At 73.9% G+C, this 12,198-nt stretch carries 10 protein-coding genes; 4 read left to right on the forward strand and 6 right to left on the reverse strand.

What is annotated here, in order from left to right:
- Positions 1 to 29 precede the first annotated feature (29 nt).
- Entirely contained in the window at positions 30 to 1,454 is a 1,425-nt protein-coding gene (locus tag ACIGHB_RS04260) for an MFS transporter (protein ID WP_399909423.1), read from the reverse strand.
- 216 nt (positions 1,455 to 1,670) lie between these two features.
- Here ACIGHB_RS04260 and ACIGHB_RS04265 point away from each other — a divergent pair, with 216 nt between their 5' ends.
- On the forward strand, positions 1,671 to 2,111 hold the full coding sequence (locus ACIGHB_RS04265; RefSeq protein ID WP_360310303.1) for a helix-turn-helix domain-containing protein: 441 nt from the start codon (positions 1,671 to 1,673) through the stop codon (positions 2,109 to 2,111).
- 92 nt (positions 2,112 to 2,203) lie between these two features.
- Here ACIGHB_RS04265 and ACIGHB_RS04270 read toward each other — a convergent pair whose 3' ends face one another.
- Positions 2,204 to 3,511: a hypothetical protein gene (locus ACIGHB_RS04270; protein ID WP_399909426.1), complete on the reverse strand. Its 1,308-nt coding sequence runs from the start codon at positions 3,509 to 3,511 to the stop codon at positions 2,204 to 2,206.
- Positions 3,512 to 3,739: 228 nt separating this feature from the next.
- Between ACIGHB_RS04270 and ACIGHB_RS04275 the strand changes: the two genes are divergently transcribed.
- A complete protein-coding gene (locus ACIGHB_RS04275) occupies positions 3,740 to 4,114 on the forward strand; it encodes an ADP-ribosylation/crystallin J1 (RefSeq protein WP_399909428.1) in 375 nt (124 codons plus the stop codon).
- Positions 4,115 to 4,193: 79 nt separating this feature from the next.
- Here the strand turns inward: ACIGHB_RS04275 and ACIGHB_RS04280 are convergent, their stop codons facing one another.
- The 3 genes from ACIGHB_RS04280 to ACIGHB_RS04290 form a co-directional block, all read right to left on the reverse strand.
- Complete coding sequence (locus tag ACIGHB_RS04280; protein WP_360310309.1) at positions 4,194 to 5,834, reverse strand: transporter; 1,641 nt, start codon at positions 5,832 to 5,834, stop codon at positions 4,194 to 4,196.
- Positions 5,831 to 6,682 carry an ABC transporter ATP-binding protein gene (locus ACIGHB_RS04285; protein WP_399909430.1) on the reverse strand — a complete coding sequence of 284 codons (852 nt, stop codon included), beginning with the start codon at positions 6,680 to 6,682 and terminating at the stop codon, positions 5,831 to 5,833. Before ACIGHB_RS04285 ends, ACIGHB_RS04280 begins: the two co-directional genes overlap by 4 nt.
- Positions 6,683 to 6,768: 86 nt before the next feature.
- Positions 6,769 to 7,449 carry a bifunctional DNA primase/polymerase gene (locus ACIGHB_RS04290; protein WP_360310313.1) on the reverse strand — a complete coding sequence of 227 codons (681 nt, stop codon included), beginning with the start codon at positions 7,447 to 7,449 and terminating at the stop codon, positions 6,769 to 6,771.
- Positions 7,450 to 7,742: 293 nt separating this feature from the next.
- Here ACIGHB_RS04290 and ACIGHB_RS04295 point away from each other — a divergent pair, with 293 nt between their 5' ends.
- Positions 7,743 to 9,125, forward strand: coding sequence for a transcriptional regulator (locus ACIGHB_RS04295; protein ID WP_360310315.1), 1,383 nt, complete (start codon positions 7,743 to 7,745; stop codon positions 9,123 to 9,125).
- 131 nt (positions 9,126 to 9,256) lie between these two features.
- The gene (locus ACIGHB_RS04300; RefSeq protein ID WP_399909433.1) at positions 9,257 to 10,729 is read left to right on the forward strand and encodes a hypothetical protein; all 1,473 of its coding nucleotides are present in this window, start codon (positions 9,257 to 9,259) and stop codon (positions 10,727 to 10,729) included.
- Positions 10,730 to 10,753: 24 nt separating this feature from the next.
- On the opposite strand, the gene ACIGHB_RS04305 is transcribed toward ACIGHB_RS04300, so the two are convergent.
- Positions 10,754 to 12,088, reverse strand: a complete 1,335-nt coding sequence (locus ACIGHB_RS04305) for an ABC transporter substrate-binding protein (RefSeq protein ID WP_399909435.1) — start codon at positions 12,086 to 12,088, stop codon at positions 10,754 to 10,756.
- Positions 12,089 to 12,198: the final 110 nt, after the last annotated feature.

The following is a 12,198-nucleotide window of genomic DNA, read 5'->3' on the forward strand; positions in this document are numbered from 1 at the left end:
CCGCGGTACTCCCCGCTCTCCGGGCGCCGTCATCGCGCCGCCGTCTCCGCCGGGACGGAGGTCTCCGGGGCGCCCGAGGCGACCGGCGTCCCGCCCCGCCGGCTCCGCAGTCCGAAGGCGCTGACGGCGGCGGCGACCAGGGCGGCGGCCAGCGGGACGACGAGGGCGGCCCGGTAGCCGTCGAGGAGCCCCGTCGGCGAGGCGGGGTCGGTGGCCGCGATGTTGACGGCGGTCACGGCGGACAGGCCGAGCGCGGCGCCGAACTGGAAGGACGTGTACAGCAGTCCGCCGGCCACGCCCTGCTCCTCCTCCGCGATGCCCTCCGTCGCGACGATCGTCAGCGGACCGTACGCGAGGGAGAAGGCCAGACCCAGGATGATCAGGCTCGGGAACATCGCCAGGTACGTCCAGTCCGCGCCCACCGGCAGGAAGAGCGCGTATGCGAGGGAGGCCAGGAGCAGTCCGCCGAAGATGACCCGGGCGTTGCCGAACCGCGCCACGAGGCGGGGGGTGAGGGTCGGCGAGAGGATCGCGTCCACGCCGATGACGATCAGGGCGAAGCTCGTCTGGAGGGTCGACCAGCCGCGCAGCTCCTGGAGGTAGAGCACCGCGATGAACTGGAAGCCGAAGAAGCCCGCGGCGAAGAGCAGCCCCGCCAGGTTGGCGCGGACCAGGCTGTCGGAGCGGAAGATGCCCAGGCGGACCAGGGGAGAGGCGGACCTGCGCTCGACGGCGGCGAAGACGAGGAAGAGGGCGAGGCTCGCGGCGATCGTGCCGACGGTCCACACGGCGGGGACGTGCGAGGCGCGCTCGACACCGAAGACGAGCAGCAGGATGGCGGCGGTGACGCTGAGCGCGCCGGCCAGGTCGACGCTCTGACCGGTCCGGTCCGGTCGCGGTGACCTCGGGATGAGCGCGACCGCGGCGATCAGGATGACCAGGGACAGGACGACGGGCGCGAAGAACACCCACCGCCAGTCGACGGCGGCCAGCAGACCGCCCACGACCAGGCCGACGGAGAAGCCGCCGGCCGCCGTGCCGGAGTAGAAGAGCAGGGCCTTGTTGCGCTGCGGGCCCTCCTCGAAGCCGGTCGTGATGATCGACAGGCCCGCCGGGGTCATGAACGCGGCGGCGACACCGGTCACGAACCGGGCGACGATCAGCATCCACCCCTCGGTGGCGAAGCCGCCGAGGCCGGAGAAGAGCAGGAAGACCACGAGCCAGAACACGAACATCCGCCGGCGCCCGAAGAGGTCGGCGGCCCGGCCGCCCAGCAGCATGAAGCCGCCGTAGCCGAGGACGTAGGCGCTCATCACCCACTGGAGCGTGCCGGTGGACAGGCCCAGGTCCTCGCGGATCGAGGGCAGCGCCACGTTCAGCATGGCGACGTCGATGCCTTCGAGGAAGATCGCGCCGCACAGCACGAGGAGCACGCCCCACGCGCGCCCGCTCATGCGGTCGGTACTTCTGCCGGGAAAGGTCGGTGATGCGGACATGGAAAAGCCCCTGTCGGCGAAGGAATGGTGGTGCGGAACGCTCCGCATTCTTGGTCCGCGCGCGTGGAGGTCCCTTGAAGTCCACGTGGGGACAGAGCGGTTGACGGAGGGTCACGGAAAGGGAGGCCGGTTCCCGCTTGTCGTCACCGAAATCATCCGGCAGCCTGGGGAGGCATGGAAGAACGCACTTTCACGTCACCTGGTTACTGCGCGGGAACCGAGCAGGACTACGGGGTTCTCCAGTGGGACACCCGCGAGGGGTGCGAGGTGCGCCACATCCTCGACCGCGTCGCGGACAAGTGGTCACTGCTGGCCATCGCCCACCTCGACCGCCAGCCGCTCCGCTTCTCCGAACTCCGCCGCCGCATCGAGGGCGTCAGCCAGCGCATGCTGACCGTGACCCTCCGCCAGCTCGAACGGGACGGCCTGGTCAGCCGCACGGTCCACCCCGTGGTCCCGCCCCGCGTCGAGTACGCCCTCACCCCGCTGGGCGCGTCCCTCCACACCACCATCCAGGCCCTCGTCGACTGGACCGAGAACCACGAGCACGAGATCGCCCGCGCCCGCGCCGACTACGACGCCCGGCAGAAGCAAGCCACCACCCTGGCCTCCTAGCCCCCCGCCCCGCCCCCCTCCGCCCCGCCGCCCCCGCCCCCCCCGACCCCCCCCTTCCCCCTCCCCCTCCCCCCCTCGTTTCCCCTGCCCCCTCAGTCCACAGCCGGGGCCTGCGCCAGCGCGGTGCGCAGGTTCGCCGCGGCGGTCGACACGTCCGCGGCGAAGGTGTCCCGGTCCGCGGTGACGGCCGCCCGGGAGGCCACCTCCAGGGCGTCGCCCCATGGCCCGGCCAGGTGCGGCAGCAGGGCCGGCGCCGCGTCGCCCGCGCGGTGGACGATCGAGTCGCATATGAGGTGGGTCTCCAGGGCGATCCGCCACGCCTCCGCGACCCGGCCCTCCCGCAGCAGCAGATCCGCCGCCCGCGCCAGGACGGCCGCCTTCGGGGCGAACGTCGAGCCCATCCGGACCCGCACCGAGGACGAGTACGACTCGTGTCCGGTCAACTCCTCTCGGAGTCGCGCCAGTTCACCGGGCGAGACCGGCGCGTCCCGGCGCTCGCGCAGCAGGTCCTCGCCCGCCAGGAGTGCCTCGGCCAGTGACGGGGGCAGCGGCAGCGCGGCGACTTCCTCCTCCCGGTCCACCGCCCCGGGTTCCAGCTCGTCGGCCCGGGCCAGCAGGGGTGCGGCCTGTCGTACCCGGCCGGCGAGCCGCAGGTGCACCCCTTCCCGGGCCAGCGCCCGCCCGAGCCCGCCGACGCCCGCCTCGGCGGCCTCCCGCACCACCAGGTCGACCCCGAGGGCCGTCTCCCAGTTGCCCCGGGCCGCCTCCAGGCGGGAGGCGGTGTCGCCGGCCGCGTCCGCCATGTACCCGGCCTCCTCACGGCCGAGGCCGCCCCGCTGCCCCGTCAGGTCCTTGTAGCGGGCCAGCGACTGCCGGGCACAGGCCAGTGCCTGGTCCGCGTCCCCGACCTTCAGGTGCACCACGGACGCCAGCGCCAGGACCCGCGCGAAGTCCGGAAGCAGCGGATGCGGCGACTCGTACGCGCCCGCCGCCACGTAGGCGCCGATCGCCCGGTCCACGTCCGTGAGCGCCGCCAGCGGGCGCCCGGCCTCCCCGTACGCCCGCGCCCGGCGTATGAGCGCGTCCGCCGCGAGCAGCGGGGCGTTCGGCAGGCCGCTCCGCCCGTACGCGTCCACACACGCCCCGAGGTCCGCCACCGCCTCCTCGGACTGCCCCAGCGCCAGCCGTGTCGAGGCCCGCGAGTAGAGCAGCGCGCCCCGCATGTGCCACAGCTGCGGGTCGTCGGGCGCCGCCCGGACCAGCTCGTCCAGATGCCGCGCCGAGCGGTCGAACGCCTCCAGCGCCGCCTCCGCCCGGCTCGGCAGCACCTGATGCGCGACCCCCTGTTCGTACGCCTCCTGCGTGAGCCGCGTCAGCCGCTCCCGTTCCGCGTCCGTCATCCCCGGGCCCGCGCCGACGGCGTCCCCCCGAGGACCCCGTGCCGCCGGCTGCCCCTCCACGCCCTTCCGCTTCCGCCGCCCGAAGAACCCCACGCGAACCACCCCCATCGCCGCCCGAACCCTCCCCCGCATCATGACTCCCACCCCGCGCCCCCCGACACCCCTGTGGACAACCCCCTGTGGAAAACCCATGGCCGCCGCGTTCCCGCCCCCGATACGTTCGCGGCCATGACCACCCCCCAGCCTCAGCGCGAGCCGCAGCGACCGACGACGACCCTCTGGCGCCCCACCGGCCCGGAGGAGCTCGCCCTGGTCCGCGCGCTGGACTGGCGCGCCTGGCCGCCCCGCCTGCCCGAGCAGCCGATCTTCTATCCGGTGCTGAACGAGGACTACGCGATCCGCATCGCCCGCGACTGGAACGTGAAGCACAGCGGCGTCGGCCACGTCACCCGCTTCGAGGTCGACACCGCCTTCCTCGCCCGCTACCCCGTCCGGCAGGCCGGCGGCCGCACCATCCTGGAGCTGTGGGTCCCCGCCGAGGAGCTGGACGACTTCAACGCCCACATCGTCGGCCCGATCACCGTCACCCACACCTTCCGCTGACCCCGGGCGGAGAGCGCCGACACGAAAGGGCCGTCCGGCGCGTAACCGCGCCGGACGGCCCCTTTCCGTCACCGTCCCGTCAGCCCTTGCTGACCGCCGTCAGGATCTCCGGCAGGCGCCGGTACATGCGGCCCGACATGAGCCTCAGGGCCCCCCAGAGCAGCAGCGCGCCGTACGTCACGCCCAGCGGCAGCAGCAGCCACAGCAGGGCGTGCTGGTCGCTGACCCGCAGCCAGATCAGCAGGGCGATCAGCGGGGCGCAGAGGACCGGGCCCGCGAACATGCCGCCGAAGATCGCGGCGACCGCCATCCCGCCCTGGCCCGGGGCCACGTTGCGGTGCGAGTCCTGCGGGATGCCGTACGGGTACCGGACCGAGGCGACCACGCCGAGCGCCAGCATCGCGCCCAGCAGCGCGAACGCCAGGCCGAAGACCTCCGGGAGCTGCGACCAGCCTCCGGCGATCAGGCCCGTCACCACGGCGACGACAGCCGTGTACGGCACGGTGACGGCGAGGATCACGTACGCCCGGTCCCGCAGCTCCGCGAACGCGTCCGCCGGTGACGCGATCGTCTGCGACACCATCCAGAACGCCGACGAGTCCTGCCCGAACTGGTTGAACATCTGCATGCCGAGCATGCCGGAGGCGAAGCAGGCCCAGTAGACGGAACCGGCCTCCTGGAAGGCGTTGAAGACCGGCACCAGCGCGCCGATCGCCAGCGCCGTCACCCACGACGCCTTCGTCTTCGGGTCGCGCCAGACGTAGCGGAAGCACCGTTCCATCACCGCGCCGGTACGGCCGCCGGGGAGCAGCCGGGCCAGCAGCCCGCGCCCCGCCGCCGGGTCCTTGACGGTGTCGGGTGCCGCGCCGATGGTCGAGCCGTCCGGCTCGACCATGAGCCGTACGAGGCTCCGGCGCCACCACCACAGCAGGGCCACGACCGCCGCCGCCGAGACCGCGAGCCGCGCCGCGGCGAGCACGAGGTCCCCGTCGGACGCCGACTTCACCGCCGCCGCGGCGGAGGCCGCGGGCAGCCAGCCCACGACCGACGCGACCGTGTCGAGCGCCGACAGGTCCTTCGCGCGGCCCAGCGCCTGGGCGCCGAAGTTGACGGCCTGGATGCCCAGGGCGATCACCAGACCGCTCAGCAGTGCCATGTCACGGCCCTTGCGGGAGGTCAGCAGCCGTACGTTCGCCGTCGCGATCGCCCGCGACAGCGCCACGCACACCAGCAGGATCAGCGGCACCGCGAGGACCGCGGTCACCGTCGCCGCGGCGCCGTGGGTCACGGCGACGGCCGCCCCGAAGGCCAGACAGAGCGTGAAGAGCGGCCCGGTGCCGACCAGGGAGGACACGAGCAGGGCCCGTACCAGCGGCTCCGGCCGCAGCGGCAGCATCACCAGGCGCGAGGGGTCCAGCGTCTCGTCGCCGCTGGGCAGGAACAGCGGCATCACCGCCCAGCCCAGCGCGAAGACCGCGACCGCGAGCACCGAGATCGCCCCGGCCGCCGCGTGCCCCCGCAGCAGCAGGAATCCGAGCACCATGAAGGCGGCGATCAGCAGCACCACCACCAGGGAGGCCACGAATGCGGCCGTGCGCCCGCTGGACTGCCGCAGCCCGTTCCGCATCAGCGACAGCTTGAGGCGTACGAAGACCGGGGTGAGTGAGACCTGGGCGGGGGCCGCCGGGGCCGCGGCGGCACCCGTCACCGGCGCCGTCATCGCGTCTCGCCCTTGCCGCCCAGCCAGTCGAGCGAATCTCCGGCGGCGGCCCGCCCGTTCGCGCCGACCAGCTCCAGGAACGCCTCCTGGAGGGTGGCCGCGTCCCCCTTCACCTCCGTCAGCGGACCCTGCGCCCGGATCCGGCCGCCGGCCATCACCGCGACCCAGTCGCACAGCGACTCCACCAGCTCCATCACATGGCTGGAGAAGACGACGGTCGCCCCGGAGGCCGTGTACCGCTCCAGGACGCCCCGGATGGTCTGCGCGGACACCGGGTCCACGCCTTCGAAGGGCTCGTCGAGGAAGAGCACGTCGGGGTTGTGGAGCAGCGCCGCCGCGAGCCCGATCTTCTTCCGCATGCCGGTCGAGTAGTCGACGACGAGCTTGTGCTGCGATCCGGCCAGGTCCAGTACGTCGAGCAGCTGGGTGGCCCGCTTGTCGACCTCGTCGCCGGGCAGCCCCCGCAGCCGTCCGCTGAACGCCAGGAGTTCACGGCCCGAGAGCCGTTCGAAGAGGCGCAGCCCTTCCGGCAGGATCCCGATCCGGGCCTTCACCGCCGCCACCGACTCGGGGTCGTCCCACACGTCGTGGCCGGCCACCCGGATCCGGCCGGAGTCGGGCCGCAGCAGGCCCGTGATCATGGAGAGGGTGGTGGTCTTGCCGGCGCCGTTCGGTCCGACGAGCCCGATGAACTTCCCCGCCGGCAGCACCAGATCGATGCCGTGCACCGCGACCTGCTGGCCGAACCGCTTCCACACCCCCTCCACGTGCACCGCGGGCGCCGCCCCGGATGATTCCGGTGCGGCGCCCGTCGGTTCGAACGTTCCGTCTGATGCCTGGTCAGGCATGGTCCGTCAACCCTTCGGTGGTCCCCGTGCGGCGCTGTTGGCGCCATTTCGGCCACCCTAAGGGGCGGGACGGGGAAAACCCCAGGTCACTGACGGCGGGCCCGCGATTCGGCCGCCTCGCGCCCGCACGCGTACGCGAGCGCGCTGATGAGCTCCTCCGCGTCCGGCAGCCAGCGGTTGGCCGGGGTGGGCCGCCGGGCCCACTGCACCGCGCCCCGGCCGCCGATCCGGGTGGGCGGCGCCGCCACGTAGTGGCCCTCCCCGCGCGTGGCGAGGTCGAGCGAGGCCGGCGCCCAGCCGAGCTTGCGGATCAGATCGGGCACCTTGGCGGAGGCGCCGGGCAGCACGAAGAAGAACATCCGCCGGTCCGGGGTGCAGGTCACGGGGCCCAGCGTGAGCTCCATGCGCTCCATCCGGGCGAGCGCCAGGAATCCGGCCGCCTCGGGGACCTCGATCGCGTCGAAGGTGCGGCCGGTGGGGAGGAGGATCGACGACTTCGGCTGCTTCGACCACATGCGGCGGGCGCCGACCGCGCTCCCGGTCGCGAGGGTCGCCCAGTCGGGCTTCACGGCGTGGGCGCCGGGCAGGGGGCAGTCGGCGGTGCCGCAGGAGCAGTGCTCCCGGCCGTCGACGGCTTCCAGCCAAGTCCCCGGGAACACGTCCCAGTGCCTCTCTTCCGCGTACCGCACGGCGCTGTCGAGCAGCTGCTCGCCTCGCTGCTGGGGGATCTGCGCGGCTTCCGTCGTGACTCCGATGGTCTCATCCACGGTGAAGACAACTGCGCCCGTCACCTGGGGTTACGGGCGCGGCGGCGCCGGGAGTGAGGCATCGATCCTGCATGCGGGGCGCATGGGTGCACGCGCGGGGGCGCGCGGGGGACCGGGGAGCGGGAGACGGGTACGGAAGAGGGCGGGGGCGGACACGGGACGGGGGCGGGACGGGGTTCCGCGGGCCGTCGACCGACGTGTCCGGTTTCGCGTGTTCACATCGGCATTGACCGGATATCCGCAGGGCAGTGATCACTCCGTGTCCGTACCTGTCCCGTCTGGGGGTTCCATCCATGGCAGCCAGGCCACTCGTGCCGCGACAGCCCAACGAACGGCTCCAGGCGCTCATCCAGGAGGCGTCGTGTTCCAACGCCGGCCTCGCCCGCAGGGTCAACATGGTCGGCGCGGAGCGCGGCCTCGACCTGCGGTACGACAAGACCTCGGTGGCGCGCTGGCTGCGCGGGCAGCAGCCGCGCGGCCGGGCGCCCGGCGTGATCGCCGAGGCCATCGGCCGCAAGCTGGGGCGCACGGTGACGATCGACGAGGTGGGGATGGCCAACGGCCGGAACCTCGCGGCGGGCGTCGGCCTCCAGTTCGCGCCGACGGTGCTCGGCGCGATCGAGCAGGTCTGCGAGTTGTACCGGAGCGACGTGGGCCGCCGGGACTTCCTGACCGGGTCCGCGGTGGCCGCCTCGGCGCTCGTGGAGCCCAGCAGGGACTGGCTGATCACCGGGGCGGACGCGCAGGTGGCGCGCGCGGCCGGGGCGCGGGTCGGCCGCTCGGACGTGGCGGCGGTACGGGAGATGACGGCGGCGCTCGTCGATCTGGACCGGCGCTTCGGCAGCGGGCACGTCCGTCCGGTGGTGGTCCACTACCTCGACAGCGTGGTCTCGGGGATGCTGGCCGGCTCGTACCGGGAGGCGGTCGGCCGTGAGCTGTTCGGCGCGGTGGCCCGACTGACCGAGCTGGCCGGGTACATGGCCGTCGACACGGGCGAACCGGGGCTCGCCCAGCGGTACTACATCCAGGCGCTGCGGCTCGCGCAGGCGGCCGGGGACCGGGGCTACGGCGGCTATGTGCTCGCCGCGTCGATGAGCCACCTGGCGGCGGAGCTGGGGAACCCCCGGGAGATCGCCCAGTTGGCGCGCGCCGCGCAGGAGGGCACCCGGGGCCGGGTGCCGCCGCGCGCGGAGGCGATGTTCCTGGCGGCGGAGGCGCGCGGGCACGCGCTGATGGGCGACGCGCGGGCCTTTGAATCGACGGCGGGCCGGGCGGTACGCGCGCTGGAGGCGGCCGATCCGGAGTCGGGCGACGACCCGGTGTGGATCGCCCACTTCGACCAGGCGTACCTCGCGGACGAACTGGCGCACTGCTACCGGGACCTGGGGCGCGCGGAGGCGGCGGTCCGCGCGGCGGAGGAGTCGCTGGCGGGGCATCCGGAGGGGCGGGCCCGGCGGCGGGCGATCGGGCTCGCGCTGCTGGCGTCGGCGCGGGTGCAGCAGCGGGAGATCGAGGAGGCGTGCCGCGCGGGCACGCGGGCGCTCGAACTCCTCGGCACCCTGCGGTCGTCGCGCGGGGCGGAGTACGTGGAGGACCTGAGGGACCGCCTGGAACCCTTCGCGGCCGAGCCGGTGGTCCGCGAGTTCGAGGCCCGTCTGGAGGTCCACGCGGCCTAGGGGGCGGACGGTCCGCGGGCCGGAGGCGTTCCGTACGAAGGGTGTTACCGGGCTCACACGTGTGTGCGGAGCGACGGGCGCACCCGGTAGCGTGACCCGACGATTCCGTAGGTCCATCAGTAGGAGTCCCGGTGACGCAGAACGGACAGGGTCCGGAGCAGGGGGGCGCGCAGGCGTGGGGCGGTGCCTGGCCTCCCCAGCCGGGCGGGCAGCCGCTGCCTCCCGCGCAGCCGCTGCCGCCCGAGGCGCCGGCCGCCGGTGATCTCCAGGCCACGCAGTACATAGCCCCGGTGCCGCCGCAGCCGCAGGGCGCCCCGGGGGCGATGCCTCCGGCCGGTCCGCCGGCCGGGTACGGCTATCCGCCGCCGGTGGCCGCCCACGGCGGGGACATGCAGGCGACCCAGCACATCCCGCCCGTGCCGGGCGGTGTGCCGCCGGTGGGCCCGCCGGCCGGGTACGGGTATCCGCCGCCGGTCGCGGCCCATGGCGGGGACATGCAGGCGACGCAGCACATCGCGCCCGTGCCGCCGCAGGCCGGCCCCGACGGCGGGGGGCACACCCAGTTCCTCGGGACGGGGCGGCTGCCGCAGCAGCCCGCCGGGGCGGGGGCCTCGGACGCCACCCAGTACCTCGCGCCGGTGCCCGGGGGACCCGCGCCCGGTGGGCCCGTGCAGGGCGGTCCGGTGCCGGGCGGTCCGGTGCCCGGTGGGCCGGGGCCGTCGCAGCCGCCCGCGGAGTTCGACAGCCTCTTCCGGGACTCGGCGCCGGCGCAGCCCGCGCCGCCCGCGTACCAGCAGCCCGCTCCGGCCCCGGCGCCGTACCAGCAGCACCCGCAGCAGCAGCCCCAGCAGCACCAGGCGCCGCCGCAGCAGCAGTACGGCTTCCAGGGCGGGGGCGGCTACCAGGCGCCCGGGGCGCAGCAGGACGCGTACTACTACGACGACGAGCCGGAGCCGCCGCGGCGGAAGTCGCCGGTCGCGCTGATCGCTGCCGTGGTGGTGGGCTGCGCGGTCGTCGGTCTGGGTGTGGGCGCGCTGCTCAGCGGCGGTGACGAGAAGGAGCCCACGACCGGGCAGAGCGTCGCCCCGAGCTCGCAGGCGCCCGCGCCGAGCGGCGACGCCTCCGAGGCGCCGGAGAAGACGGCGGACCCGGCGGAGCCGCAGGCGAAGGAGCTGGACAAGCTCCTCGCGACGAGCAACGACAGCCGGGACGCGGTGATCAGCTCGGTCGAGGCGATCAAGCAGTGCAAGAACCTCGACAAGGCCGCCGCCGACCTGCGCGGCGCGGCCGAGCAGCGCCGGAGCCTGGTGACCAAGCTCCAGACGATCGGCATGGACAAGCTGCCCGACCACCAGAGGCTGGCTTCGGCGCTCACGCGCGCGTGGCAGGCGTCCGCCGCGGCCGACGACCACTACGCGGGCTGGGCCGACCAGATGAAGGCCAAGGACGCCTGCAAGGGCGGCAAGGCCAAGAGCACCAACCGGCTCAAGTCGGCCAACGACAAGAGCGGCGAGGCGACCAAGGCCAAGAAGGAGGCGGCCGGGTTGTGGAACCCGACCGCCGAGAAGTACGGACTGTCGAAGCGGACCGCCACCCAGCTGTAGGCGCGGGCGGCGGGCCGGGGCGGCTCAGCCGCGGTTGGTGACGGTGGGGCCGACGTCGACGAAGCCGGGCTTCTGCGCGACGAGCCGGCCCTGCCGCACCACCTGGAACGTCACCTCGTGGTTGACGATCCGGGGGAAGTCCGGGGCGCCGAGCAGGTCCTCGTACATCCAGCGAAGTTTCGGGGTGAGGCCGCCGGTGTCCACCTGGGTGCCCCGGTCGAGGGCCTCGGCGACGCGGGAGGCGGTGATGGTGTTCCTGTCGAGGGACTCGATGACCTCCTTGAGGACGATGTAGGCGATCCAGGTGGTCTGCACGCCGGTGTCGGCCGGGTCGACCCGGTTGTCGGCGAAGGCGTGCTCCTGGATGACCTTCCGCATCGGCGCCCAGCTCTTGTCGTCCGCCTCCGGGTACCAGCCGGTGACGTAGGCGCCCTCGAAGGGGCTGCGGGAGCCGCCGGTGCGGTCGATGACGGGCTGGCCGACGCTGCCGAGGACGGAGGAGATCCGCACGGGGCTCCCGCCCCCGTCGCCGCCCTTGCCGTCGCCGCCCTTGCCGTCTCCGTCGCCGTCTCCGGCGCCGGTGGTCTCCCCGGTGTCGTCGTCGGGCTGCGGCAGGCGGCGGAAGGAGTCGAAGAAGGTCTGGGTCCGCTCGCCGAGCACGGCGGCGACGCAGCCGTCCTCCGTACCGGCCTTCTCCCGCGCGGTGGTGGCCTGGGCGGTGTACTCGGTGGCGTCCTCGACGGCCGGGATGTCGACGGCGCCGCGCTTGCTCGCCTTCTTCAGCCCGGCGTCGAGCAGCTTGGGCAGCCGGTCGCCGGCGAGGGTGTCGGGGCGGACCAGGGAGACCCGGCGGCAGTCCTCGGCGAGCTGCATGCCGTGCCCGGCGATGAGCGAGGCGAGGCCGCCGTTGACCGGATACGAGAGGTGGCTGGTGAACTCGTCCTCGGTGAGGCCGTAGCCGCCGATGTACGGGATGCCGGCCGCTTCGAGGGGGGCCATGAAGGCGCGGCCGTTCTGGCTGTACGAGCCCACGACCGCGACCACGTCCTCGTGGACCGCGCGGCGGGCGCACGCGGCGGCGCCGGCCGGGGTGTTGTGTTCGTTGCAGGTGAGGACGCGCAGTTCGTGGCCGTCGATGCCGCCCTGGGAGTTGACCCAGCGCGCGTACGCCTGGGCCATGGCGGGCATGCCGGGCATGTTGGTCGCGCGGGTCTGGTCGGGGGCCCAGGTCATCACCGTGACGGGCTCCCTGGAGCCCCCCGTGGCACCAGGGAGCACGCCACACCCGGTGAGGAGCGACGCGCCGGCCGCCACGGCGGTGACGGACGCGAGGAGTGGGGACAGTCGCCTACCGGTCATGGGCATGCACCATTCCGCCTCACGGGTAACGCGGGAGTGTGCACCGTTCAACGGTGGGTGACATGGAGGTGAATTACGGGGGTCGGGACCCATAAGGGGAGGGGCGGAAT

Source organism: Streptomyces sp. NPDC085460, assembly GCF_044541975.1.
GTDB lineage: Bacteria > Actinomycetota > Actinomycetes > Streptomycetales > Streptomycetaceae > Streptomyces.

Excerpts from the sequence above, each read along its gene's own strand:
- ACIGHB_RS04295 (WP_360310315.1), top strand. The coding sequence starts at position 7,743 with ATGGCAGCCAGGCCACTCGTGCCGCGACAGCCCAACGAACGGCTCCAG.
- ACIGHB_RS04285 (WP_399909430.1), bottom strand. The coding sequence starts at position 6,682 with ATGCCTGACCAGGCATCAGACGGAACGTTCGAACCGACGGGCGCCGCA.
- ACIGHB_RS04260 (WP_399909423.1), bottom strand. The coding sequence starts at position 1,454 with ATGAGCGGGCGCGCGTGGGGCGTGCTCCTCGTGCTGTGCGGCGCGATC.
- ACIGHB_RS04270 (WP_399909426.1), bottom strand. The coding sequence starts at position 3,511 with ATGACGGACGCGGAACGGGAGCGGCTGACGCGGCTCACGCAGGAGGCG.
- ACIGHB_RS04305 (WP_399909435.1), bottom strand. The coding sequence starts at position 12,088 with ATGACCGGTAGGCGACTGTCCCCACTCCTCGCGTCCGTCACCGCCGTG.
- ACIGHB_RS04265 (WP_360310303.1), top strand. The coding sequence starts at position 1,671 with ATGGAAGAACGCACTTTCACGTCACCTGGTTACTGCGCGGGAACCGAG.
- ACIGHB_RS04280 (WP_360310309.1), bottom strand. The coding sequence starts at position 5,834 with ATGACGGCGCCGGTGACGGGTGCCGCCGCGGCCCCGGCGGCCCCCGCC.
- ACIGHB_RS04275 (WP_399909428.1), top strand. The coding sequence starts at position 3,740 with ATGACCACCCCCCAGCCTCAGCGCGAGCCGCAGCGACCGACGACGACC.